This window comes from Clostridium sp. 7_2_43FAA (genome assembly GCF_000158375.2).
Lineage (GTDB): Bacteria > Bacillota > Clostridia > Clostridiales > Clostridiaceae > Clostridium > Clostridium tertium.
The window spans coordinates 3188729-3213172 of sequence record NZ_JH815222.1 but is presented as its reverse complement, the minus strand read 5'-3'; the positions used below and the strand labels follow the sequence as shown (position 1 = coordinate 3213172).

The following is a 24444-nucleotide window of genomic DNA, read 5'->3' as shown; positions in this document are numbered from 1 at the left end:
GTTAAAGGAGAGATATTATGATAAAAATATATTCAACATCATGGTGCCCATCATGTATAAAGGCGAAAAGATTTTTCGAAATGAAGGGATGGGATTATAAAGAAATAAATGTAGCTGATAAGCATGAGGATAGAGAAGAAGTTTTTAAGGTATCAGGTCAAAGAACTGTACCAGTAATTGATATAGATGGAGAGATAATAGTTGGTTTTGATAGGAATAAGATAGAACTAGCTAAAATTAAGTAGAGGTGATCAAGTGTTTAGTTGTATAAAGGGAAAAGAAAGAACTTTTAGAAATTTAATAAATGGGGAATGGATTAATAGCTCAAGTGATAAGTTTATAGATATATATTCACCTGTAGGGAATTGCTTAGTTGGAAAGGTACCAGCAATGACTACAGATGAAGTTGATCTTGCTATAAAGAGTGCAAAAGAGGCACAAAAGGTATGGAGAAATGTTCCAGTTAATAAGAGAGCAGAAATATTATATAAGGCTGCTGATATACTAATAGAAAAAGTTGAAGATATTGCTGAAATAATGATGAGAGAGATCGGTAAAGACAAAAAGAGTGCTGAATCAGAAATCCTAAGATCAGCTGATTATATAAAATTTACAGCTGATACGGCGAAGAACTTGTCAGGAGAAAGCATTCCAGGAGATAGTTTTCCAGGATTTAAAAGAAATAAAATATCATTAGTAACAAGAGAGCCACTAGGAGTAGTGTTAGCCATATCTCCATTTAACTATCCAATAAATTTAGCAGCATCAAAGATAGCACCAGCATTAGTTGCAGGTAATTCTGTAGTTTTAAAACCTGCTACTCAAGGAAGTTTATGTGGATTATATTTAGCTAAGGTATTTGAGCAAGCAGGTGTTCCAGCAGGAGTATTAAATACTGTCACAGGAAGAGGTAGTGAAATAGGAGATTATATCGTTACACATCCTGAAATAGATTTTATTAACTTTACTGGAAGTACAGAAGTTGGTACTAGAATATCAAGAATAACAACAATGGTTCCGTTACTTATGGAGCTTGGAGGTAAAGATGCAGCTATAGTATTAGCGGATGCAGATTTAGATCTTGCGGCATCTAATATAGTTGCTGGAGCATATTCTTATTCAGGACAAAGATGTACAGCAGTTAAAAGAATTTTGGTTGTTAACAAAGTAGCAGATAAGCTAGTTGAAAAAGTTAAGGAAAAAGTTCAAAATTTAAAAATAGGAAATCCATTAGAAGAGGATGTGGATATAGTTCCACTAATTGATAGTAAAGCAGCAGATTTTGTTTGGGAACTTATAGATGATGCAAGAGAAAAAGGTGCTCATTTACTTGTTGGAGGAACTAGAGAAGAAAATATGATTTATCCAACTCTTTTCGATAATGTAACAACAGATATGAGATTGGCTTGGGAAGAACCATTTGGTCCGGTTTTACCTATCATAAGAGTTAAGGATAAAGATGAGGCTATAGAAATTGCTAATAAATCAGAATATGGATTACAATCATCTGTATTTACTGAAAATATAAATGAAGCATTTTATGTAGCAGATAGACTAGAAGTTGGTACAGTTCAAGTTAATAACAAAACTGAAAGAGGACCAGACCATTTCCCATTCTTAGGAGTTAAGGCTTCAGGAATCGGAACTCAAGGAATCAGATATTCAATAGAATCTATGTCAAGACCTAAGGCTACAGTAATTAATTTAGTTAGATAATATCTAATTAAAATAGAGGAGTGATACAATCACTCCTCTATTTTATTATATATCTACTTTTTATTAAAGGGAGGTATATTAAACCTCCCTTATGTTCAAATATTAAATATTTAAAGCTGAATCTATAGCATTTTTATCAAATCCTACAATAATTGTTCCGTTTATATCTAAAACAGGAACTCCCATTTGTTTTGATTTGCTAATCATTTCATCTCTAGCAGTCATATCTTCTTGTACATTTAAATCTTCAAATTCAATATTAACTGATTTTAAATAATTTTTTGCTTTTACGCACCATGGACAAGAATTTGTACTATAAACTTTAACCATTAGGTAAACACTCCTTTGCTATTATCAATAGATAATTAATATTGTTTAACATAAATTTTACACCATTTGAGTACTAAATACAATAAATATCCTATATTTTATTAAAATAAAGAATATGGTATTATATCAATGGGAAAATATAAATTTACTTTATAATATCTTGATTTTCTAGATTTGAATTAAGAACCATATTATCCAAAGAATTATCTATATGGTTAGATATGAAATCTTCAGATAAATTTTTCTTATTATCATCTTTTATAATATTTCTAGATTGGATATTAGAAAAGTAAGTTTTATTAATCATAAAATCATCTCCTTGATGGTTTATAAGATTATTTTTTGCAAAATTTTAATTTTTATAACAAATAAAATAAATTATACAACTGGTCTAGACATCTATAACAATTTTTAATATAATATTGATAGGAGGCTTAATAATGATAGATAAAAGTAGTCCAATTCCAGTTTATTATCAACTAAAAAATGATTTAATATCAAAAATATCCCAAGGCGTATGGAAGCCAGGTGAATGCATAGCAAGCGAAAGAGAACTATGTGAAATATATGGCGTTAGTAGAATGACAATTAGACAAGCGATAGGAGAACTGGTACAAGAAGGTGTTCTTTTAAGAATTAAAGGTAAAGGAACATTTGTATGTGAACAAACATTTAAACAACAAGATATGATGAGCTTTACAGAGATAATAAAGCAAATGGGAAAAAATTTAAGATCAGAGGTTGTTGAGTTTTGTAAAATAAATACTCCGGAGCACCTAGCAGATATATTTTCTTTGGATGAGATATATAAAATTAAAAGAAAGCGTATAGTTGATGATGAATGTGTAGCGTTAGAGACAGTATTTATACCTGTTGATTACTGTGGGTATATTGATGAAGAAATGCTAAATGGCTCATTATTTAAGATATTAGAAGGCTTTGGTTATGTAGTTGATTATTCACAATCTTCAATAGCATCAGTAATAATGGATGATGAATTAAAAGAGATATTTAGTGTGGATAAGCAAGTACCTATGTTAAAGATTATAAGTAAGACTTATGATCATAATAATAAAATGATTTTCTTAGAAGAAGCAGTATATAGATCAGATAAATTTATTTTGCAAGTTAATATATCTAGACGAGAGGGGAAAATAAGATGAAACTAATAATAACTAAAAACTATGAAGAATTAAGCAAGGAAGCAGCTAATGAAATGGCTAAAGTAGTAAAAGATAAACCTAACGCTATATTAGGTTTAGCAACTGGTGGATCTCCAATAGGAATGTATAAAGAATTAATCAGAATGAATAAAGAAGGGGAAATAGATTTCTCACAAGTTACTACAGTTAATTTGGATGAATATATAGGATTAAGTGGAGATCATCCTCAAAGCTATAGATACTTCATGAATGAAAATTTATTTAACCACATTAATATAGATAAGAAAAATACTTATGTTCCAAATGGTTTAGCTGAAAACATAGAAGAAGAGTGTAAAAGATATGATGCTAAAATAGCAGAATTAGGTGGTACGGATTTACAGTTACTAGGTATTGGTAATAATGGACATATAGCATTCAACGAGCCAGATGAAACATTAGTATCAGGAACTCATTTAACAGGATTAACAGAAGATACTATAAAAGCAAATGCTAGATTTTTCAACTCAATTGATGAAGTTCCAACACAAGCTTTAACAATGGGACTTGGTGGAATAATGAAATCAAAGAAGATAATAGTTATAGCAAGTGGTGAAGGAAAAGCTGATGCTGTAAAAGCAATGGTAAGTGGAAAGATAAGCACAAACATGCCAGCATCAATGCTACAAATGCACAGAGATGTTGTAGTTATAGTTGATGAAGCTGCTGCAAAATTATTATAAAATTTATATTTGAATACTAAGAATATATAAGAATTGTAATACTATAAATAGATTACAATTCTTTTTTTATAATCATTGGTTTTTATAATATTGTTATGATATATTAAATATAGTAATTTTAATAATTATATGTATATAAGTTGCAATAGAGTTAAAACATTTTAATTATAGATAATGATTAAGTAGAATTAGTAAATAATTTATAATAAGGGGTTAAAGCTTTAAGAAACATTAAAGTAATGTATAGTATTATTGTTAATTTTAACTATGTAAATTATTGAATTAAAAAATACATTCAAATTAAAAACATATGATACTTAAATGGTATATTAGATTTATTATTATACTGACATTTATGTATTTATTATAGAAATTAATAAGATTGGTAGGTAAATTTTATGGCTAAGATTAAATCCATGTTTGTTTGTCAAGAATGTGGATATGAGTCTCCTAAATGGTTAGGCAAATGTCCAGATTGTAATAAGTGGAACACCCTGGTAGAAGAGGTAAGGGAAACCCAAAAAGAAATAAAAAGTAAGGTAAATACTATAAGAGTTATAGATAATATGCCTAAAAGTATAGGACAGATTAAATCAGGAGAAAAGCAAAGATATGATACTGGTTTAAAAGAGTTAAATAGAGTCTTAGGTGGAGGATTAGTAAGAGGATCGTTAACTTTAATATCTGGAGATCCTGGAATAGGTAAATCTACTTTATTACTGCAAACAGCAAATTCAATATCAAAATCCTATGGGAAAGTATTGTATGTCTCTGGAGAAGAATCAGAGGAACAAATTAAGATAAGAGGAGATAGGTTAAGTGTAAATGCGGAACAATTATACATTTTATCTGAAACTAATCTTGATTTAATAGAGGCATATATAAATGAGTTGAAGCCTGTTTTTGTAATAATCGATTCCATACAAACTGTCTTTAAAGAATCAGTAACTTCTGCTCCGGGAAGTGTATCGCAAGTAAAGGAATGCTCTAATGCTATAATGAGGATAGGGAAGAACCAGAATATACCATTATTTATAGTGGCGCATGTTACTAAGCAGGGTGAACTCGCAGGACCAAGGGTTCTTGAACATATGGTTGATACAGTATTGTATTTTGAAGGTGAACGTACTGAAGAATTTAGAGTTTTAAGAACTATGAAAAATCGTTTTGGAACAACTAGTGAAATTGGAGTTTTTGAAATGGCTGAAGAAGGATTAAAGGAAATATATGATCCTTCGAGAATATTTCTAGAGGATACTAATTTTAATCAAGAGGGTTCTGCTGTTATAGGAATAATGGAAGGAACCAGACCTATACTTGTTGAAATGCAAGCATTAGTCAGTGAAAGTAATACTCATATGGCGAGTAGGACAGCGGTTGGAATAGATAATCAAAGGTTAAGGCTTATACTTGCTGTATTAGAGAAAAAGTTAAGGGTTCCATTTTATAAATATGATGTATATGTAAATGTAGTTGGTGGTCTTACCCTAGACGGAACTACAGGGGATCTAGGTTTAGCATTAGCATTGTTATCGAGTGTAAAAAATACAGGATTTAAGTTAGAAAGAATGGTTATCGTTGGTGAAGTTGGGCTTACTGGAGAGATAAGACCGGTTTCGTCATGTGATAGGTTAATTAAAGAAGCCGAAAAAATGGGCTTTAAAAACGCTATAATTCCAGAAAGAAATAAAGATAAGGTTAGTAGTAAAACTACAAATATAATAGGGGTAAGCAATTTAAGAGAGGCTATTAGTAAGATATTCTAGTGGATTGGGTGAGTGTATGAGAATAAAAGATGATGAAGAAATAAAAAATATATTAAAACTTATGAGTCCAGGAACTGCTTTAAGAGAAGGATTAGATAATATATTAAGGGCTAAAACTGGAGGTTTGGTAGTCATTGGTGATGGTGAAGAAGTAATGAATCTTGTTGATGGGGGATTCAATATTAATTCAGAATACTCACCAGCCTATGTTTATGAATTAGCCAAGATGGATGGAGCTATTGTACTAAGTGGAGATTTAAGAAGAATTATTTGTGCTAATACGCAACTTGTACCAGATCATGCACTTACGACATATGAAACAGGAACTAGGCACAGAACTGCAAATAGAGTAGCAAAACAAACTGGAAATATAGTAGTGGCAATCTCTCAAAGAAGAAATATAATAACTATTTATAAAGGAGATTTAAAGTATGTGCTTCAAGAAAGTAGCATAATACTTGCAAGAGCAAATCAAGCAATACAAACATTAGAGAAATATGTTAATGTATTAGAGAGAGTAATAAATAATTTAAACTTATTAGAATTTCAAGATCTAACTACTATTTTTGATGTTGTAACTGCAATACAAAGAACTGAGATGGTTATGAGAGTTGTGGAAGAGATACAAAGGTATATAGTTGAACTTGGAAATGAAGGAAGACTCATTTCTATGCAGCTTAGTGAACTTATAAGATTTATAGAGAGAGATGGTATTTTATTAATAAGAGATTATTGTAGAGAGGGTATGGATTATAACGAAATATATAACGAAATTCAAAAGCTTAGCTCAGAAGAATTAGTTGATTTAGATCTAATAGCTAAGGTTTTAGGATATTCAGGAGCGTCATTAATTGATTCCTTAATTTCTCCAAAAGGATTTAGAATATTATTTAAAGTTCCAAGAATTCCTGTATCAGTAATTGAAAATTTAGTAAAACATTTTAAAGAACTTAAGTATGTTATTGAAGCAGATACCGATGAGTTAGATAAAGTTGATGGAATAGGAGAAGCAAGAGCTAAAGCTATTAAAAATGGCTTAAGAAGAATAAAGGAACAAATATATTTAAAAAATGAAATTTAGTAAAATAATGTATAAAAGTAAAACAAATAGATAATAATACAAAAGCAGGCGTTCTGACCTGCTTTGAGTTTATCTAAGTGTAAATTTACCCAGAAGATTCATTTTATTTTCTTCTTTTAATAATATGTCATATAAGTTTAAATCTAGGCAATTACACAAAGAGGTAAGATAAAACAAATTATTTCCGATTTCATTTTCAATAATATCACGACAATTATCACAAAGTTTTCCTTCAAGGTGATTATTTAACGAATAATTAAAATTATTTATATCATCATTATTAGAAGATATGTTTTCTTGTTTTTTAGCTGAAATTTTAATACAACCACAATTAGTTACAGCCTTAGCTAGGGCTCTATTAACTCTGGAACTAGATTCACTATACTTAGTTATTATATCTAGAATACTTTTATGACGTAGCAATGATTCATTAACATCATTTTGAAAATTATCAAAAATTATATCCTTCATATGCCTCAACTCCTTAAAAAAATTATGGCTGTTTTTAAAATATAATTATTTCTAGTAAGATTAATTATTAGCCGAACTTCAATATAATAATATCTAATATGCTTGTTTTTTTATAGGGGGTATTTTAAATTAATAAGATTTTAAGAATTCTTCATTTTAGATGATACCTTTATATGGTATAATGGTATAAGCTTCTAGTGAAGTAGGTAAATGAATAAAAATAAAATGATAATACAGGGAGGTGACATTATGTTAAAAAAGATTATAAGAGTTATATTTACTATAATAGGATTTATTAGTGGATATATCATTAGTGGAATACTACTAAACATCTTTATTTTAAAAGAAATATCTTTTTTATCTAAACCATTTGCAATTATATCAGTACGTATTATTTTAACTTTATTATTTGGACTTATATTATATTTTGTTTCACCGCGTATTTATGACTCTATTGTTAAAGTTATTGAATATATTGAAAAAAATATCCAAAGGCTTACGGCAGCAGAACTTCTTTATGGTGGACTAGGTGCATTGATATCGTTAATACTAACGTCTCTTATAGGACTACCATTAAATCGTATAGATTTATATGGATTGGGTCCAATACTATTTGTGCTTTTAAATTTAATATTTGCAATAATATTTGCAAGTATATTCGTTGAGAAGAAGGATGACATATCAAATCTTCTTGTAAACCTTAGGAAAAGTAATGCTAAAGAAAAAAAGTCAAAAGTAAGTGTGAAAAATAATCCCAAGGTACTGGATACATCTGTAATAATAGATGGTAGAATTTTTGATATATGTCAAACTGGATTTGTTGAAGGACCATTAGTTATACCAAGTTTTGTTCTAGACGAACTTAGGCATATCTCAGACTCAGCTGATTCTCTTAAAAGGAATAGGGGAAGAAGAGGGCTTGATATACTAAATAAAATTCAAAAAGAACTTGAAATTGAAACTCAGATTTGGGAAGGTGATTTTCCTGAAATACAAGAAGTTGATAGTAAGTTATTAAAGCTTGCACAAACTCTTAAAGGAAAAGTTGTGACAAATGACTTTAATTTAAATAAGGTTGCTGAATTCCAAGGAGTGCCTGTTTTAAATATAAATGAATTAGCAAATGCAATAAAACCTATTGTTCTTCCAGGTGAAGAAATGAAGGTTATTGTTGTTAAGGATGGTAAAGAGGCAACTCAAGGAATTGGTTACTTAGATGATGGAACTATGATAGTTGTAGAAGGTGGAAGAAGATTTATGGGAGAACAAATCATAGTTATAGTAACATCTGTATTACAAACAGCAGCTGGAAGAATGATATTTGCAAAACCAAAGGAATAGTAAGTAGGTGTTTATATGATAAGTGCTATAATTTTAGCGGGTGGAAAAGGAAAAAGAATGGGTGCTAAAATTAGTAAACAATATATAGAGCTTAATGGTAAACCTATTTTGTATTACACTTTAAAGAGATTTGTTGATTGTGAAGGAATAGATAAAATAATCCTAGTTTTACCCAAAGATGAAATAGAATATTGTAATAAAGAAATATTAGAAAAATACTCTTTAAAAGTTGATATGATAGTTGAAGGTGGAAAAGAAAGACAGGACTCAGTTTATAATGCATTACAAAAAATAAATGATTCTGAGATTGTTCTTATCCATGATGGAGCAAGAGCATTTGTATCTGAAAGAGTTATAAAAGATGGTATAAAGTATGCAAAGATTTATGGAGCAGCAGCACCAGGGGTAATGCCAAAAGATACTATAAAGGTTGTTGATGAAAATGGATTTTCTGATTCAACTCCAGATAGAAGTAAATTACTTGCAATTCAAACTCCACAAACTTTTAAGTTAGAAATAATAAAAGAGTGTCATGAGAAAGTTAAAGAAAATAATATTAGTGTTACAGATGATACAATGGTGGTAGAAATGTATAATAACAAAGTATATTTATACAATGGTGAATATACCAATATAAAAGTGACTACCCCAGAGGATTTAATACTTGCAGAAAGGCTAATATAATACATAGTTTATTATATTGACATAAGTTTTACTAGAATATATAATTAATTAAGCTAAAAATTAATAGACTTAAAACAGTGAAGAAGAATAGTAAAATCCGACGTTCAGAGAGAAAATTCATAGGCTGTAAAATTTTCAATAGGATTTGAACCAGCTTTGGAGTTATAGGTAAAAACTATCGGTTTAATACCGTTATCATTTTCGAGAACAAATTTAGGTGGTACCGCGATATAAGTTCGCCCTAAGCAATTAGGGTGGGCTTTTTTTATTATTTATAAAGATATACCGATTAGCAAGAATTAAAAATATTTAAAATAACAACATTAATAGGAGGAAGTAGAAATGAAAATGTCTAATATGTTAATATCAACATTAAGAGAGGTTCCAGCAGAAGCTGAGATAGATAGCCATAAATTAATGCTAAGAGCTGGGATGATAAGAAAAATGGCATCAGGGATATATAATTATATGCCTCTAGGATTAAAGGTTTTAAAAAATGTAGAGAATATAGTAAGAGAAGAAATGAATAACGCAGGGGCACAAGAATTCCTAGCATCAGCAGTGCAACCAGCAGAACTTTGGCAAGAATCAGGAAGATGGGATGTTTATGGAGCTGAACTTATTAGACTTAAAGATAGAAATAATAGAGAGTTCTGCCTTGGACCAACTCACGAAGAAGTATTTACTGATATTGCAAGAAATGAAATTAAATCATACAAGCAATTACCAGTAAATCTTTATCAAATACAAACTAAATATAGAGATGAAAGAAGACCAAGATTTGGTGTTATGAGATCAAGGGAATTCATAATGAAAGATGCATATAGTTTTGATAAGGATCAAGAGGGGTTAGATGTTTCTTATAATAAAATGAGAGAAGCATATATTAAAATATTTAATAGATGTGGAATAGATGCTAAACCAGTTGAAGCAGATTCAGGAGCAATTGGGGGATCAAATTCAGCTGAATTCATGGTAAGATCAGAAGTAGGAGAAGACGATGTTGTATTTTGTACAGCTTGTGATTATGCAGCTAATATGGAAAAGGCACCATCAACAGTTGAAAAAGCAGATGCAGAAGAATTAAAAGATTTAGTTAAAACTGAAACGCCAAATGTTAAGACAATAGAAGAATTAGTTAAATTCTTCAATACAACAGAGAAGAAATTTGCTAAAACTTTAATATATAATGCTGATGGTAAGATAGTAGCAGTTATGGTTAGAGGCGATAGAGAAGTGAATGAAGTTAAGGTTTCAAATGCTTTAGGTGGAGTTGTAAATTTAAATATGGCTGCTCCAGAAGAAGTATTTAAAGCAACTAATGCACAAGTTGGATTTGCTGGACCTATAAATATAAATGTAGATACTTTATTAGTTGATGAGGAAATTGTAAATATGTACAATTTTATTGTTGGAGCTAATAAAACTGGATATCATATTGAAAATGTAAATTATGGAAGAGACTTTCAAGGGGTAGTTGGAGATTATAGAAATATAACTGAAGGTGAAAAGTGTCCAGTTTGTGGGGGAAAAGTAACTATTTCAAGAGGAACAGAAGTTGGGCATATATTTAAATTAGGAACAAAATATTCAGAAGCCATGAATGCTAATTTTATAGATGAAAATGGAAAAGAAAAACCATTTATAATGGGTTGTTATGGTATTGGTGTAACAAGAACAATGGCATCAATAATAGAACAACATAATGATGAGAATGGAATAGTTTGGCCTTTATCTGTAGCACCATATCATGTTAATATTATTCCTGTGAATATTAAAGATGAAGAACAAATGAAGATTGCTAATGAGATCTATGAAGATTTAAAATCTATAGGTGTTGATGCGATACTAGATGATAGAAATGAGAGAGCAGGAGTTAAATTTAAGGATTCAGACCTTATGGGAATACCAATGAGAATAACAGTTGGTAAGAAGATTGTTGATGGAGAAGTAGAATTTAAACTTAGAACATCAGATATGGAAAATATAAAAATAGAAGAAGCTGTAGATAGAGTTAGAGAAGAGTTTAAGAAAAATAAATTATCTGTAAGATAGGAGGTAATTAAATGAGAGTTTATAATAGCTTAACTAGAAAAAAAGAAGAATTTATACCATTAACACCAGGAGAAATTAAAATGTACGTATGCGGACCTACTGTATATAACTACTTTCATATAGGTAATGGTAGAACTTTCATAATTTTTGATACAATAAGAAGATATTTTGAGTACAGAGGATATAAAGTTAAATTTGTTCAAAATTTTACAGATATAGATGATAAAATGATAAAAAAAGCAAATGAAGAAGGGACTACAGTTTCAGATATAGGGGATAGATATATTGATGAATACTATAAAGATGCTGATGGGTTAAATATAATGAGAGCCTCAATAAATCCAAGAGCTACTGAGTATATTCAAGATATAATAGAGTTTGTAAAGGGTCTAATAGAAAAAGGTTATGCCTATGAAGTAGATGGGGATGTTTATTTTAGGACGAAGAAGTTTGAGAGTTATGGAAAGTTAATAGGTCAAAATTTAGAAGACTTGCAAGCTGGAGCAAGAATAAATGTAGATGAAAGAAAAGAAGATCCAATGGATTTTGCGGTATGGAAGGCTCAAAAACCAGGTGAACCGGCCTGGGAAAGTCCATGGGGAATGGGTAGACCAGGATGGCACATAGAGTGTTCATGCATGGCAAAGAAGATATTAGGTGATACAATTGATATACATGCAGGTGGAATGGACTTAGCATTTCCACACCATGAAAATGAAATTGCACAAAGTGAAGCCTTAACAGGAAAACCATTTGCAAGATATTGGTTACATGGAGCCTTTTTAAATATTAATAACCAAAAAATGTCTAAATCATTAAATAACTTTTTAACTGCAAGAGATATATTAAAACAATATGATGCTGATGTAGTTAGATTCTTAATGTTATCAGGACATTATAGAGTACAATTAAACTTTAGTGATGATTTATTAGAATCAGCAAAGGCATCAGTAGAAAGATTATATAATGCCGTTTCTAATTTAGAAAATCTAATTGATGAAGTTAAGAAAGAATCTATGGATGATAAAGAAAAAGCTTACTTAGAATTTTTAGATGTATATAGACAAAGATATATAGAAAAAATGGATGATGATTTTAATACAGCAGATGCAATTACAGCAATTTTTGATCTTATAAAAGATATAAATACTAATGTATCTATAGAATCATCTAGAGAGCTTTGTGAAGCAGCATTGAGCTTGATAAGAGAGTTAGGAAATCCGTTAGGTATTCTTCAAAACTCCACTAAGGGAAGTTTAGAGGAAGAAATAGAAAGATTAATAGCGGAAAGACAACAAGCAAGAAAAGATAGAAATTTTGCTTTAGCTGATAAAATTAGAAATGATTTAAAAGCTAGAAATATAGTTTTAGAAGATACTCCTCAAGGGGTTAGATGGAAAAAAGTAAATTAGTCTAAAAGGCTGCAATTGTGCAGCCTTTATTTAAAGGAGAGAAAAATATGTTAGAGGATTTAAGAGTTAGGGAATTTAGTAAAGAAGAAGCTAGGAGATTAAATCCTTTGCAGTTAGCTTTAATAGGAGATGGAGTATATGAGATATATATAAGAAATTTTATATTATCTAATAATACAGAGTTATCTGCACATAAAATGCATGTAAAAGCAATTGGATACGTTAAAGCTAAGAGTCAATCGGCAATAATGCATAATATAGAAGATACTTTAACAGAAGATGAATTGTATATTTACAAAAGAGGAAGAAATACAAAATCTGCAACTGTTCCTAAAAATGCTGATGTTATAGATTATAGAAATGCAACAGGCTTTGAGGCTCTATTAGGATATTTATATTTAATAGGAAATAAAGAAAGACTATATAATATATTAGAAAAATCTACAGAAATACAGTTAACATAACTAAGGAAAAGTATATAATAGAAATAAGGAGTGATTTTTATGACTAAGGGAAACAGAGAAGCTAGAATGAAAGCTAGAATGGAAAGACAAATGCTTGAAAATGGACCTGTAAGAGGTAAGAGACAATTTGTTAAGGAAAATAAAAATGGCGGAGAATATATTAGAGAAAATGTTTCTAATGCTAGCGAATTAGAGACTAGGGAAGATTTAATTATAGGTAGAAATGCCGTTATGGAAGTATTAAAAAGTGATCGAACTATAGAGTGTGTATATATATCAAATGGTAATATGGAGGGCTCTATAAAAGTAATAATAAATATTGCAAGAGAAAAGGGATTAGTATTAAAGGAAGTAGATAGAAAAAAACTAGATGCTATGAGTAATGGTACAAATCATCAAGGAGTTATTGCTTTAGTTACACCATTTAAGTACTGCCAAATTGCAGATATGCTAAATGATGCAAAGGAAAAAGGTGAAGATCCATTTATAATTGTACTAGATGAAATAGAAGATCCACATAATTTAGGTTCTATAATAAGAACAGCTGAATTATGCGGAGTTCATGGAATAATAATACCAAAAAGAAGAAATGTGGGAATAACATCTACTGTATACAAGTGTTCTGTAGGAGCTATAGAGCATATGAAGATAGCAAAAGTAACAAATATTAATTCAGCTATAGATGAACTTAAAGAATCAGGGCTATGGGTATATGGTGCAGATATAGCAGGAGAAGAATACAGCTATCAAGTTGATTTTAATGGTCCATGTGCTATGGTTATAGGTAGTGAAGGAAGAGGTATATCTAAACTTACTTTAAAAAAGTGTGATAAGTTAGTGAAAATTCCGATGGTAGGAAAAATTAACTCTTTAAATGCTTCAGTTGCTGGTGGTATAATGATGTATGAAATATTAAAGGGAAGATTATTAAAATAGCATAGTTAAAGAGGTAATATGTGAAAATAATATTTGTTGATGGATATAATGTTATAAATAGTTGGCCGAACCTAAAGAAGCAAAAGGACTACAGCTTTGATGGGGCAAGACAAAGCTTAATAGATAGTTTACATAATTATTCAGTTTATGAAGATTGTAAGATAATAATAGTATTTGATGCGCATAAGGTAACTAGAAGCATTGAAAAGAAAGAAGATATAAACAGTAATATAAGTATAGTATTCACTAAAGATGGTGAAACCGCTGATTCTTACATAGAAAGAGAAGTTCATAATTTAGGTAGAAGATTTGAGGTCTATGTTGTTACATCAGATTGGCTTGAACAACAGACTATTTTTCAAAGAGGTGCAGTAAGAATATCTGCTCTTGAATTTTATAACGAAGTTATTGAAACTCAAGGAAGGATAAAAAAGAAAACATTGAAAAATATGTCTTCATCTAAAAATCATTTGGGGGATAACATAGATGAAGACATATTTAAAAAGTTAGAAGCTATAAGACGGAGTGAATAAGCGTTTGACTAGTATATATACTTATTATATTATATGGCTTAAAGGGGTGATATATAGTGGAGAGTACCAAAAAAGAGGTAAGCTTGTTTGTGGAATTTCAAAATAAGTTAGACGAAGAAGTGGTTGATGAAGCAAAAAAAGGAAATAGTAGGGCACAAGATTATTTAATATCAAAATATGAGAATTTTGTAAAGGCTAAAGCCAAGTCTTATTTTCTCATTGGAGCAGATAAAGAAGACATTTATCAAGAGGGCATGATAGGGTTATATAAAGCTATAAGAGATTTTAAATCTGATAGGCTAACAAGTTTTAAGGCTTTTGCAGAATTATGTATTACGAGACAAATAATAACTGCTATTAAGACAGCTACAAGGCAAAAACATATACCATTGAACACATATATATCTTTAAATAAGCCTATTTATGAGGAAGAGTCAGATAGGACTTTAATTGATGTTTTATCAGGATTAAAAATAACTAATCCAGAGGAACTTATAATAGGGAAAGAGCAGTTAAAACATATAGAGGGAGAGATGGCGAAAGTTTTATCTGATTTAGAAATGGAAGTACTTCAATCTTATTTAGATGGGAAGTCTTATCAGGAAATAGCCTGCGATTTAGATAGGCAGGCTAAGTCTATAGATAATGCATTACAAAGAGTTAAACGAAAGCTTGAAAAATGTCTATATACCGAAAAATAAGTCACTAAATTCTTATTGACAAATTTTTTGAACAATAGTAAACTTTATAATTGGTATATTAAACTATAAACCACATTATGATGGCAATGCTCACGTAGCTCAGTAGGCAGAGCGTCGCCTTGGTAAGGCGGAGGTCGTCGGTTCAATCCCGATCGTGAGCTCCAATATAGTTGAGCGCTCACTAGTAGCGATTATTGTAATTATAAATTGCTTTAGTCTTTGTGGTGAGCTCAATATATTACCCAAAAGCTAGAAAACGCTAGGCAAAGTTTATTACAAAGATTAAAGGAGGATTTTACAATGGCAAAGCAAAAATTCGAAAGAAGTAAACCACACGTAAACATTGGAACAATCGGTCACGTTGACCACGGTAAGACAACTTTAACAGCTGCAATCACAACAGTATTAGCAAACAGAGGATTAGCAGAATCATTCAAATATGATGAAATTGATAAGGCTCCAGAAGAAAAAGAAAGAGGAATCACAATCAATACAGCACACGTTGAATACCAAACAGACAACAGACACTATGCACACGTTGACTGTCCAGGACATGCTGACTATGTTAAGAACATGATCACAGGAGCTGCTCAAATGGACGGAGCTATATTAGTTTGTTCAGCAGCAGACGGTCCAATGCCTCAAACAAGAGAACACATACTACTAGCTTCAAGAGTTGGTGTTGACTACATAGTTGTTTTCTTAAACAAGGCAGATATGGTAGATGACGAAGAATTATTAGAATTAGTTGAAATGGAAGTAAGAGAATTATTATCAGAATACAACTTCCCAGGAGATGATATTCCAGTAATAAAGGGTTCAGCTTTACAAGCATTAGAAAACCCAACAGATGAAAAAGCAATCGCTCCAATCCTTGAGTTAATGGAAGCTGTAGATAGCTACATTCCAACTCCAGAAAGAGCAACAGATAAGCCATTCTTAATGCCAGTAGAAGATGTATTCACAATCACTGGTAGAGGAACAGTTGCTACAGGAAGAGTTGAAAGAGGAGTTCTTCACGTAGGAGACGAAGTAGAAATCGTTGGATTATCAGAAGATAGCAGAAAAGTAGTAGTAACAGGAATAGAAATGTTCAGAAAGTTACTAGACGAAGCGCAAGCTGGAGACAACGTAGGAGTTCTTTTAAGAGGAGTTCAAAGAACTGACATCGAAAGAGGTCAAGTTTTAGCAAAAGTTGGATCAGTTAAGCCACATAAGAAATTTGTAGGTCAAGTATACGTACTTAAAAAAGAAGAAGGTGGAAGACATACTCCATTCTTCGATGGATACAGACCACAATTCTACTTCAGAACAACAGACGTTACTGGTTCAATCAAGTTACCAGATGGAATGGAAATGGTTATGCCAGGAGACCACATTGATATGAACGTTGAATTAATCACTCAAGTAGCTATGGACGAAGGATTAAGATTCGCTATCAGAGAAGGTGGAAGAACTGTAGGTTCAGGAGTTGTTACTAGTATAATCGAGTAATAGTAGTTCTTAGTATATATGTAGGGACTGGGTTTCATTACCTAGTCCTTTACAAAGGCACATATATTGACATAATACATGTTTTATGATAATGTGTTTAGGTAATTAACGAAATTAAATTAACATAAAGTAGTAAGGTTTTATATTATTTACGGTAAACTGGAGGTGCAGACTGTGAGAGTAAAGATAACTTTAGCATGCACAGAGTGTAAGCAAAGAAATTATAATTCAATGAAAAATAAAAAAAATAACCCAGACAGATTAGAAATGCATAAATACTGCAAGTTCTGTAAAAAACATACACTTCATAAAGAAACTAAATAATTAGCTAATATAGTAGTGACACATACTCACAAAGATTAAGGATGTGAAGTAATGGCTGTTAAGGAAAATGTAAATTTAACTAAGAACTCACCTAGTAAAGGTGGCATATTTAAGTTTTTTAGAGAGGTTAAGGCAGAAGTTAAAAGAATAACTTGGCCTTCTAAAAATGACACTAAAAAGGCGTTAATTGCAGTTGGCGTAGTTGTGCTAATATATATAGTATTAGTAGGCGGGTTAGATTATATTTTTCAAAACCTCTTTGAATTCATTTTTAAACTAAAATAAGGAGGTTTAGGTGTTAGTCACCTATAAGAAAATATGAGCGAAAGAGCAAGATGGTATGTTGTACACACATACTCAGGCTACGAAAACAAGGTTAAAGCGAATCTTGAAAAAACCATTGAAAATAGAAATCTTCAAAGCTTACTTCAAGACATTCAAGTGCCTATGGAAGAGGTTGTAGAAGAAAAAGATGGGAAACAAAAGATTTCTCTTAAAAAGAAGTTTCCTGGATATGTGTTAGTAAAAATGCTAATGACAGATGAGTCATGGTATGTGGTTAGAAATACTAGGGGTGTAACAGGATTTGTTGGCCCAGCTTCTAAACCAGTTCCCCTTACAGATGAAGAGGTAGAATCTATGGGAGTTCAAGAAGCGCCTGTAGAAATAGATCTAGAAGTAGGGGAAAGCGTAAGAGTTATCTCAGGTCCTTTAAGGGAATTTGTAGCTATAATACAAGAGATAAATCTAGAAAAGCGCAAAATAAAAGCATTAATTGATATGTTTGGCAGAGAAACTCTAGCTGAACTAGAATTTACACAAGTTGAAAAATTAGTTTAATATAAGCTAATGTTTTAATAAAGTGGGAGGACTAAGGTCCGTATTACCACAGTATAGGAGGAATAATACATGGCTAAGAAAGTAACAGGAATGATCAAACTTCAACTTCCTGCAGGTAAGGCGACACCAGCACCACCAGTAGGACCAGCATTAGGTCAACATGGTGTTAATATTATGGGATTCTGTAAGGAGTTCAATGCAAAGACTGCTAACCAAGCTGGATTAATAATTCCAGTTGTTATAACAGTTTACCAAGATAGATCTTTTAGTTTTATACTAAAAACTCCACCAGCAGCAGTTCTTATAAAGAAGGAATTAGGAATCGAAAGTGGTTCAGGAGTTCCAAACAGAACTAAAGTTGGTAAGTTAACTAAGGATCAAGTAAGAAAAATTGCTGAATTAAAGATGCCTGACTTAAATGCAGCTACAATCGAAACTGCTATGAGCATGATCGAAGGTACTGCAAGAAGTATGGGAGTAACTATTGAAGAGTAATTCGTAAAAAAGTGGGAGGTAAAAACCGTTAACACCACAAAGGAGGCATATTATGGGAAAGAATTATATTGAAAGCGCAAAATTAATAGATAAGAGTGCATTATACACTCCATCTGAAGCTTTAGATTTAGCAGTAAAGACTGCAAAAGCAAAATTTGATGAAACAATAGAACTACATGTTAGATTAGGGGTTGACCCAAGACATGCAGATCAACAAGTTAGAGGAGCTGTTGTTCTTCCGAATGGAACAGGTAGAACTGTAAGAGTTTTAGTGTTTGCAAAGGGAGAAAAAGCTAAGGAAGCTCAAGAAGCTGGTGCAGATTTCGTAGGAGCTGAAGAATTAGTTCAAAAGATCCAAAGCGAAAACTGGTTTGACTATGATGTAGTAGTTGCTACACCAGATATGATGGGTGTTGTTGGTAGAATCGGTAGAGTTTTAGGACCTAAAGGATTAATGCCAAACCCAAAATCGGGAACAGTTACATTTGATGTTGCTAAAGCAATAGCTGAAATAAAAGCTGGTAAAGTTGAATATAGAGTAGATAAGACTGCTATAGTTCACTGCCCAATCGGAAAGAAATCATTTGGAGTTGAGAAGTTGCAACAAAACTTCCATGCTTTAATGGATGCTTTAATAAAGGCGAAACCAGCAGCTGCTAAAGGACAATACGTTAAGTCAGTATCTGTTTCAAGCACTATGGGTCCTGGAGCTAAGGTTAACCCAACAAAAGTTTTAGATTAGTATTGACAAACAGAAAATTATGTTGTAAAATGTAATCTGTTGTTAAAGAGAATACTGATTCCAAAGACAGTAGGTGCCGAAAGGTTTAAATAATTGCCTACCGAGGAATACCAAGGTAAGTAATTATTTGGTCTTCCTATGTCTATGGGAAGGCCTTTCTTAATATAAATTTGCAGTTAAAAAACTGTGAGGAGGTGGACACACAGTAATGAACAAGAATAGACAAATTAAAGAAGCTAAAGTTGCTGAGATTAGAGAAAAATTAGAAAAAGCTCAAGCGATCGTTTTAGCAGACTATCAAGGTTTAACAGTTGAAGAAGATACAGCTTTAAGAAAAACTTTAAGAGAAGCAGGTGTTGAATATAAGGTTTATAAAAATAACCTTGTAACATTAGCTGCTAAAGAATTAGGAATTGAAGGTCTTGATTCATACTTAGAAGGACCAGTTTCTATAGCATTCGGATATGAAGATGCTACTGCTCCAGCAAGAGTATTACATACATTTGCTAAGGATCACAAGAAACTAGAATTAAAAGCAGGTATGGTAGAAGGAACTTTATATAATAAAGAAGAAGTTGAAAAACTTGCTACAATACCATCAAAAGAAGTTCTTATCGCAAAACTTCTTGGAAGCTTCAAAGCTCCATTATCAAACGTTGCATACTTATTAAATGCAATTAAAGAAAAAAAAGAATCAGAGTCAGCTGAATAATAACTGATAAAAATTTGGAGGTGCAATTAAAATGACAAGAGAAGATATAATTCAAGCTATAAAAGAAATGACTGTTTTAGAATTAAACGAGCTAGTTAAAGCTTGTGAAGAAGAATTTGGTGTAAGTGCTGCTGCTCCAGTAGCAGTTGCAGGAGCTGTTGCAGGTGGTGCTGCAGCTGCAGAAGAAAAGACTGAATTCGACGTAGTATTAGCTAGCGCTGGATCACAAAAGATCAAAGTTATCAAAGTTGTTAGAGAATTAACTGGATTAGGATTAAAAGAAGCTAAGGAAATAGTTGATGGAGCTCCTAAGACATTAAAAGAAGGCGTATCAAAAGAAGAAGCTGAAGACATGAAAGCTAAATTAGCTGAAGTTGGAGCTGAAGTAGAAGTTAAGTAATTAACTTCTAAATTGAAAAGGTGCTGTTAAAGGCACCTTTTTAATTGTCTAAATGAAACTATATAAAATATCAAATTCCTGGGATACTTTATATAGTTTTATATAAAAATTGCTTGAAATGTAGAATATTATAGATTAACATAAGTTATACAATAAAATAATTGACATTAAAAGAATAGTATGATAGTATCATTAAATGTACTATTCAATATGGGTAGGTATATATTCATATGAAAAAAATGTATAATCGCACAAAAGATGGTTATACTAATAAGTGATGCTATCCGAAAGCATAAGTCCTTAGGGAAAGTGTGCTTTTGGTTATTTTAGTTTTATACAAGGGGTGAAAATTCATGGTACATCCTGTCCAAGTCGGAAAAAGAACTAGAATGAGTTTTGGTAAAGTTAAAGATGTAACTGAAATGCCAAATCTTATTGAGGTACAATTAGATTCATATCAATGGTTTTTAAAAGAAGGTCTTCATGAAGTTTTTGAAGACATTAATCCTATCACAAACTTTACTGGAAATCTTGTTCTTGAGTTTGTAGATTATAAGCTTGATATGGATAATATTAAGTATTCGGTGGAGAAGTGTAAAGAGAGAGATGCTACTTATGCTGCGCCACTAAAGGTTTCTGTAAGATTACAAAATAATGAAACTGGAGAAATAAAAGAACAAGAAGTATTTATGGGTGATTTCCCGTTAATGACAGAACAAGGAACTTTCATCATAAATGGTGCTGAAAGAGTTATTGTCAGTCAATTAGTAAGATCACCGGGTGTTTACTACAGTTTTAATGTTGATAAAACTGGTGAAAAATTATATTCATCAACAGTTATTCCAAATAGGGGAGCATGGTTAGAATATGAAACAGATTCTAACGATATTATCTATGTAAGAATAGATAAAACAAGGAAACTTCCAATATCTATTTTAGCAAGAGCTATGGGATTTGGAAGTGATCAAGAGCTTTTAGACTATTTTGGAGAAGATGAAAGATTTAAAGCTACAATAGAAAAAGATAATACTAAGACTAAAGAAGAAGCTTTATTAGAGATATATAAAAGATTAAGACCAGGTGAACCACCTACGGTTGATAGTGCTATATCTCTTATAGATTCATTATTCTTTGATGCAAAGAGATACGATTTATCAAGAGTTGGTAGATATAAGTTTAATAAGAAGTTAGCTTTAAACTTAAGATTGGTTAACCAAGTTGCAGCTACAGACATAGTTAATCCTCAAACAGGAGAAATTATGGTTGAGCAAGGTAAGAAGATTAGTAGATCTCTTGCAGAAGAAATTCAAAACGTTGGTATAAACTCAGTTGATATATTAGTTGAGGATAGAGTGGTTAGAGTAATTGGTAACCATTTTGTTGATATTAAAAATTTTGTATCATTTAATATAGAAGATTTAAATATCAGAGAACTTGTTCACTATCCAACATTAAAAGAGATATTAGACAACTATGATGATGAAGACACTATAAAAGAAGAAATAAAGAAAAACTTAAATAGACTTATTCCTAAACATATAATAAGAGATGATATATTTGCAACTATAAGTTACGAATTAGGATTACCTTATTCAGTAGGTTATGTTGATGATATAGATCACTTAGGAAATAGAAGATTAAGATCAGTAGGTGAATTACTACAAAATCAATTTAGAATTGGTTTATCAAGAATGGAAAGAGTAGTTAAGGAAAGAATGACTATTCAAGATCAAGAAGCTATAACACCTCAAATGTTAATTAACATAAGACCTGTTGCAGCTGCTATTAAAGAATTCTTTGGTAGTTCACAATTATCACAATTCATGGATCAAGTAAATCCATTATCAGAATTAACACATAAGAGAAGATTATCAGCTTTAGGACCAGGAGGTCTTTCAAGAGAAAGAGCTGGCTTTGAAGTTAGAGACGTTCACCATTCTCATTATGGTAGAATGTGTCCTATAGAAACTCCAGAAGGACCAAATATAGGGCTTATTAACTCATTAGCAACATATGCTAAAGTTAATGAATATGGATTTATAGAGACTCCTTATAGAGTTATTGATAAAGAAAAAGGTATAATAACAGACGAAATAAGATACTTTACAGCAGATGAAGAGGATTTATACCTTGTAGCTCAAGCAAAAGAACCTATAGGAGAAGATAGAAAGTTTGTTGATAGCAGAGTTACTGTTAGAAGTAAACATGATATATTAGTAGTTAATGCTGATGAGGTTGATTTAATAGATGTATCACCAAGGCAAATAGTATCAGTAGCTACAGCGATGATACCGTTCCTTGAAAATGACGATGCTTCAAGAGCTCTTATGGGATCAAACATGCAACGTCAAGCGGTTCCATTATTAAAACCTCAAGCACCAGTAGTTGGTACTGGAATAGAATTTAAAGCTGCAGTAGACTCTGGAGTTCTTCCAAAGGCTAAAAATGCGGGTAAGGTAGTTTACGTAAGTTCTAATGAAATTAGAATCAAGAGAGACGTAGACGGTGGAATAGATACTTATAATCTTCTTAAGTTCAAGAGAAGTAACCAAGGTACATGTATAAACCAAAGACCTTTAGTAGATAAAGGCGAAATAGTGTTTAAGAACCAAGTATTAGCTGATGGTCCATCAACTGATTTAGGTGAAATAGCATTAGGTAAAAACATTAGAATGGGCTTCATAACTTGGGAAGGATATAACTACGAAGATGCTATGCTTATTTCTGAAGAACTAGTTAGAGAAGATGTATTTACTTCAATTCATATAGAAGAATATGAATGTGAAGCTAGAGATACAAAGCTAGGACCTGAAGAAATAACTAGAGATATTCCAAACGTAAGTGAAGATGCATTAAAGGATATAGATGACAGAGGAATAATAAGAATAGGTGCTGAGGTTAGATCAGGCGATATTCTTGTAGGTAAAGTTACACCTAAGGGAGAAACTGAATTAACAGCAGAAGAAAGATTATTAAGAGCTATATTTGGAGAGAAAGCTAGAGAAGTAAGAGATACTTCATTAAGAGTACCACATGGAGAAGCTGGAATAATAGTAGATGTTAAAGTGTTTACTAGAGAAAACGGTGATGAATTAAATCCAGGTGTAAATGAACTAGTTAGATGTTATATAGCTCAAAAGAGAAAAATCTCTGTTGGTGATAAAATGGCTGGACGTCATGGTAATAAAGGGGTTATCTCAAGAGTATTACCAGAAGAAGATATGCCATTCTTACCAGATGGTAGACCATTACAAATTTGCTTAAACCCATTGGGGGTTCCATCACGTATGAACATCGGTCAGGTACTAGAGGTTCACTTAGGATGGGCAGCAAGTCAATTAGGATGGCACATAGCTACTCCTGTATTTGATGGTGCTACTGAAAAAGACATTGAGGATTGCTTAGAAAAAGCAGGATACAATGCAAATGGAAAAACTGTTTTATATGATGGTAGAACAGGAGAAGCTTTTGATAATGAAGTAACTGTTGGAATAATGTATATCTTAAAGCTAGCTCACTTAGTTGACGATAAGATTCATGCAAGATCAACAGGTCCATACTCATTAGTAACTCAACAACCACTTGGTGGTAAAGCACAATTCGGTGGTCAAAGATTTGGAGAAATGGAAGTTTGGGCTTTAGAAGCATATGGAGCAGCTCACACACTACAAGAAATATTAACCGTTAAATCAGATGATGTTGTAGGTAGAGTTAAAACATATGAAGCTATTGTTAAGGGTGAAAACATACCTGAACCTGGAGTTCCTGAATCATTTAAGGTTCTAATTAAAGAACTTCAAGCTTTATGTTTAGATGTAAAAGTGTTAAATGATGAAAATGAAGAAGTTAGACTTAAAGAATTTGCAGAAGAAGATATGGAAGATTTAGAAGTTAACATTGAAGGAACAGAAGATGTTGTTTCAGAAGAGGTTAATGTAGATGATAGTTATACAACATCAGAGGAAGAAATTGAGGAAGAAGTTGAATTTGACAACTTTGCTTTAGATGGATTCCATGAGGAAGACTTAGAACTTGATGATTTTGTAAATGATGAACACTAAA

The 24444-nt window shown here is 31.5% G+C and carries 26 protein-coding genes, 1 tRNA gene and 1 other annotated feature; of the genes, 24 read left to right on the top strand and 3 right to left on the bottom strand.

Translation table 11 applies throughout. The features are described from left to right. Positions 1-17 precede the first annotated feature (17 nt). The gene (locus tag CSBG_RS16245) at positions 18-245 is read left to right on the top strand and encodes a glutaredoxin domain-containing protein (protein WP_008681242.1); all 228 of its coding nucleotides are present in this window, start codon (positions 18-20) and stop codon (positions 243-245) included. Positions 246-255: 10 nt separating this feature from the next. Beyond that, positions 256-1716: an NADP-dependent glyceraldehyde-3-phosphate dehydrogenase gene (locus CSBG_RS16240; protein WP_008681241.1), complete on the top strand. Its 1461-nt coding sequence runs from the start codon at positions 256-258 to the stop codon at positions 1714-1716. Between the two features lie 102 nt (positions 1717-1818). Here the strand turns inward: CSBG_RS16240 and CSBG_RS16235 are convergent, their stop codons facing one another. Together CSBG_RS16235 and CSBG_RS18400 are read right to left on the bottom strand one after the other, a co-directional pair. Further along, positions 1819-2046: a glutaredoxin family protein gene (locus CSBG_RS16235; protein WP_008681238.1), complete on the bottom strand. Its 228-nt coding sequence runs from the start codon at positions 2044-2046 to the stop codon at positions 1819-1821. Between the two features lie 145 nt (positions 2047-2191). Further along, positions 2192-2353: a hypothetical protein gene (locus CSBG_RS18400; RefSeq protein ID WP_008681237.1), complete on the bottom strand. Its 162-nt coding sequence runs from the start codon at positions 2351-2353 to the stop codon at positions 2192-2194. Between the two features lie 133 nt (positions 2354-2486). On the opposite strand from CSBG_RS18400, the gene CSBG_RS16230 reads away from it, so the two are divergent. The 4 genes from CSBG_RS16230 (at position 2487) to disA (ending at position 6778) form a co-directional block, all read left to right on the top strand. After that, positions 2487-3209, top strand: coding sequence for a GntR family transcriptional regulator (locus CSBG_RS16230; protein ID WP_008681235.1), 723 nt, complete (start codon positions 2487-2489; stop codon positions 3207-3209). Then, positions 3206-3931 carry a glucosamine-6-phosphate deaminase gene (nagB, locus tag CSBG_RS16225; protein WP_008681234.1) on the top strand — a complete coding sequence of 242 codons (726 nt, stop codon included), beginning with the start codon at positions 3206-3208 and terminating at the stop codon, positions 3929-3931. Before CSBG_RS16230 ends, nagB begins: the two co-directional genes overlap by 4 nt. A 398-nt stretch (positions 3932-4329) precedes the next feature. Beyond that, positions 4330-5697, top strand: coding sequence for a DNA repair protein RadA (gene radA, locus CSBG_RS16220; RefSeq protein ID WP_008681232.1), 1368 nt, complete (start codon positions 4330-4332; stop codon positions 5695-5697). Between the two features lie 16 nt (positions 5698-5713). Next, positions 5714-6778 carry a DNA integrity scanning diadenylate cyclase DisA gene (gene disA / locus CSBG_RS16215; protein WP_008681230.1) on the top strand — a complete coding sequence of 355 codons (1065 nt, stop codon included), beginning with the start codon at positions 5714-5716 and terminating at the stop codon, positions 6776-6778. Between the two features lie 69 nt (positions 6779-6847). Here the strand turns inward: disA and CSBG_RS16210 are convergent, their stop codons facing one another. Beyond that, positions 6848-7249: a hypothetical protein gene (locus tag CSBG_RS16210; RefSeq protein WP_008681228.1), complete on the bottom strand. Its 402-nt coding sequence runs from the start codon at positions 7247-7249 to the stop codon at positions 6848-6850. A gap of 249 nt (positions 7250-7498) precedes the next feature. On the opposite strand from CSBG_RS16210, the gene CSBG_RS16205 reads away from it, so the two are divergent. The 18 genes from CSBG_RS16205 (at position 7499) to rpoB (ending at position 24443) form a co-directional block, all read left to right on the top strand. Beyond that, positions 7499-8590, top strand: coding sequence for a PIN/TRAM domain-containing protein (locus tag CSBG_RS16205; RefSeq protein ID WP_008681227.1), 1092 nt, complete (start codon positions 7499-7501; stop codon positions 8588-8590). Positions 8591-8605: 15 nt separating this feature from the next. Continuing rightward, on the top strand, positions 8606-9274 hold the full coding sequence (gene ispD / locus CSBG_RS16200) for a 2-C-methyl-D-erythritol 4-phosphate cytidylyltransferase (protein WP_008681225.1): 669 nt from the start codon (positions 8606-8608) through the stop codon (positions 9272-9274). A gap of 342 nt (positions 9275-9616) precedes the next feature. Then, a complete protein-coding gene (locus tag CSBG_RS16195; RefSeq protein ID WP_008681224.1) occupies positions 9617-11329 on the top strand; it encodes a proline--tRNA ligase in 1713 nt (570 codons plus the stop codon). Between the two features lie 11 nt (positions 11330-11340). Beyond that, a complete protein-coding gene (cysS, locus tag CSBG_RS16190; RefSeq protein WP_008681223.1) occupies positions 11341-12741 on the top strand; it encodes a cysteine--tRNA ligase in 1401 nt (466 codons plus the stop codon). A 47-nt stretch (positions 12742-12788) separates the two neighbouring features. Beyond that, positions 12789-13205, top strand: a complete 417-nt coding sequence (locus CSBG_RS16185; RefSeq protein WP_008681222.1) for a ribonuclease III domain-containing protein — start codon at positions 12789-12791, stop codon at positions 13203-13205. Positions 13206-13244: 39 nt separating this feature from the next. After that, a complete protein-coding gene (gene rlmB / locus CSBG_RS16180; protein ID WP_008681221.1) occupies positions 13245-14141 on the top strand; it encodes a 23S rRNA (guanosine(2251)-2'-O)-methyltransferase RlmB in 897 nt (298 codons plus the stop codon). Positions 14142-14161: 20 nt separating this feature from the next. Then, the gene (locus CSBG_RS16175) at positions 14162-14674 is read left to right on the top strand and encodes an NYN domain-containing protein (protein WP_008681219.1); all 513 of its coding nucleotides are present in this window, start codon (positions 14162-14164) and stop codon (positions 14672-14674) included. A 56-nt stretch (positions 14675-14730) separates the two neighbouring features. After that, positions 14731-15375 carry an RNA polymerase sporulation sigma factor SigH gene (sigH, locus tag CSBG_RS16170; protein WP_035285545.1) on the top strand — a complete coding sequence of 215 codons (645 nt, stop codon included), beginning with the start codon at positions 14731-14733 and terminating at the stop codon, positions 15373-15375. An 88-nt stretch (positions 15376-15463) separates the two neighbouring features. Further along, positions 15464-15539 (top strand) — tRNA-Thr (locus CSBG_RS16165). A 136-nt stretch (positions 15540-15675) separates the two neighbouring features. Further along, positions 15676-16869, top strand: a complete 1194-nt coding sequence (gene tuf, locus CSBG_RS16160) for an elongation factor Tu (RefSeq protein ID WP_008681196.1) — start codon at positions 15676-15678, stop codon at positions 16867-16869. 174 nt (positions 16870-17043) lie between these two features. Further along, on the top strand, positions 17044-17193 hold the full coding sequence (rpmG, locus tag CSBG_RS16155) for a 50S ribosomal protein L33 (RefSeq protein ID WP_008681213.1): 150 nt from the start codon (positions 17044-17046) through the stop codon (positions 17191-17193). Positions 17194-17244: 51 nt separating this feature from the next. After that, positions 17245-17478 (top strand): preprotein translocase subunit SecE, encoded by a 234-nt coding sequence (secE, locus tag CSBG_RS16150; RefSeq protein ID WP_008681211.1) that lies wholly within the window; start codon positions 17245-17247, stop codon positions 17476-17478. A 33-nt stretch (positions 17479-17511) separates the two neighbouring features. Then, positions 17512-18033, top strand: a complete 522-nt coding sequence (gene nusG, locus CSBG_RS16145) for a transcription termination/antitermination protein NusG (RefSeq protein ID WP_008681209.1) — start codon at positions 17512-17514, stop codon at positions 18031-18033. A gap of 69 nt (positions 18034-18102) precedes the next feature. Beyond that, positions 18103-18528: a 50S ribosomal protein L11 gene (gene rplK / locus CSBG_RS16140; RefSeq protein WP_008681208.1), complete on the top strand. Its 426-nt coding sequence runs from the start codon at positions 18103-18105 to the stop codon at positions 18526-18528. A 52-nt stretch (positions 18529-18580) separates the two neighbouring features. Then, complete coding sequence (rplA, locus tag CSBG_RS16135) at positions 18581-19270, top strand: 50S ribosomal protein L1 (RefSeq protein WP_008681207.1); 690 nt, start codon at positions 18581-18583, stop codon at positions 19268-19270. A gap of 42 nt (positions 19271-19312) precedes the next feature. Further along, positions 19313-19440: a sequence feature (ribosomal protein L10 leader region), on the top strand. Between the two features lie 38 nt (positions 19441-19478). Next, positions 19479-19982 (top strand): 50S ribosomal protein L10, encoded by a 504-nt coding sequence (gene rplJ, locus CSBG_RS16130; RefSeq protein WP_008681206.1) that lies wholly within the window; start codon positions 19479-19481, stop codon positions 19980-19982. 31 nt (positions 19983-20013) lie between these two features. Next, entirely contained in the window at positions 20014-20382 is a 369-nt protein-coding gene (gene rplL, locus CSBG_RS16125) for a 50S ribosomal protein L7/L12 (RefSeq protein WP_008681205.1), read from the top strand. 353 nt (positions 20383-20735) lie between these two features. Next, positions 20736-24443: a DNA-directed RNA polymerase subunit beta gene (gene rpoB / locus CSBG_RS16120; protein ID WP_008681204.1), complete on the top strand. Its 3708-nt coding sequence runs from the start codon at positions 20736-20738 to the stop codon at positions 24441-24443. The last annotated feature ends 1 nt before the right edge of the window (position 24444 follow it).

What these genes read in the sequence shown, in the direction of transcription:
- rplL (WP_008681205.1), top strand. Translation starts at nt 20,014, where the DNA reads ATGACAAGAGAAGATATAATTCAAGCTATAAAAGAAATGACTGTTTTA.
- secE (WP_008681211.1), top strand. Translation starts at nt 17,245, where the DNA reads ATGGCTGTTAAGGAAAATGTAAATTTAACTAAGAACTCACCTAGTAAA.
- CSBG_RS16235 (WP_008681238.1), bottom strand. Translation starts at nt 2,046, where the DNA reads ATGGTTAAAGTTTATAGTACAAATTCTTGTCCATGGTGCGTAAAAGCA.
- CSBG_RS16245 (WP_008681242.1), top strand. Translation starts at nt 18, where the DNA reads ATGATAAAAATATATTCAACATCATGGTGCCCATCATGTATAAAGGCG.
- cysS (WP_008681223.1), top strand. Translation starts at nt 11,341, where the DNA reads ATGAGAGTTTATAATAGCTTAACTAGAAAAAAAGAAGAATTTATACCA.
- CSBG_RS16205 (WP_008681227.1), top strand. Translation starts at nt 7,499, where the DNA reads ATGTTAAAAAAGATTATAAGAGTTATATTTACTATAATAGGATTTATT.
- CSBG_RS16195 (WP_008681224.1), top strand. Translation starts at nt 9,617, where the DNA reads ATGAAAATGTCTAATATGTTAATATCAACATTAAGAGAGGTTCCAGCA.
- CSBG_RS16185 (WP_008681222.1), top strand. Translation starts at nt 12,789, where the DNA reads ATGTTAGAGGATTTAAGAGTTAGGGAATTTAGTAAAGAAGAAGCTAGG.
- nagB (WP_008681234.1), top strand. Translation starts at nt 3,206, where the DNA reads ATGAAACTAATAATAACTAAAAACTATGAAGAATTAAGCAAGGAAGCA.
- nusG (WP_008681209.1), top strand. Translation starts at nt 17,512, where the DNA reads ATGAGCGAAAGAGCAAGATGGTATGTTGTACACACATACTCAGGCTAC.
- rplA (WP_008681207.1), top strand. Translation starts at nt 18,581, where the DNA reads ATGGGAAAGAATTATATTGAAAGCGCAAAATTAATAGATAAGAGTGCA.
- rplK (WP_008681208.1), top strand. Translation starts at nt 18,103, where the DNA reads ATGGCTAAGAAAGTAACAGGAATGATCAAACTTCAACTTCCTGCAGGT.
- disA (WP_008681230.1), top strand. Translation starts at nt 5,714, where the DNA reads ATGAGAATAAAAGATGATGAAGAAATAAAAAATATATTAAAACTTATG.
- rpoB (WP_008681204.1), top strand. Translation starts at nt 20,736, where the DNA reads ATGGTACATCCTGTCCAAGTCGGAAAAAGAACTAGAATGAGTTTTGGT.
- rlmB (WP_008681221.1), top strand. Translation starts at nt 13,245, where the DNA reads ATGACTAAGGGAAACAGAGAAGCTAGAATGAAAGCTAGAATGGAAAGA.
- CSBG_RS18400 (WP_008681237.1), bottom strand. Translation starts at nt 2,353, where the DNA reads ATGATTAATAAAACTTACTTTTCTAATATCCAATCTAGAAATATTATA.
- radA (WP_008681232.1), top strand. Translation starts at nt 4,330, where the DNA reads ATGGCTAAGATTAAATCCATGTTTGTTTGTCAAGAATGTGGATATGAG.
- rplJ (WP_008681206.1), top strand. Translation starts at nt 19,479, where the DNA reads ATGAACAAGAATAGACAAATTAAAGAAGCTAAAGTTGCTGAGATTAGA.
- CSBG_RS16230 (WP_008681235.1), top strand. Translation starts at nt 2,487, where the DNA reads ATGATAGATAAAAGTAGTCCAATTCCAGTTTATTATCAACTAAAAAAT.
- ispD (WP_008681225.1), top strand. Translation starts at nt 8,606, where the DNA reads ATGATAAGTGCTATAATTTTAGCGGGTGGAAAAGGAAAAAGAATGGGT.
- tuf (WP_008681196.1), top strand. Translation starts at nt 15,676, where the DNA reads ATGGCAAAGCAAAAATTCGAAAGAAGTAAACCACACGTAAACATTGGA.
- CSBG_RS16210 (WP_008681228.1), bottom strand. Translation starts at nt 7,249, where the DNA reads ATGAAGGATATAATTTTTGATAATTTTCAAAATGATGTTAATGAATCA.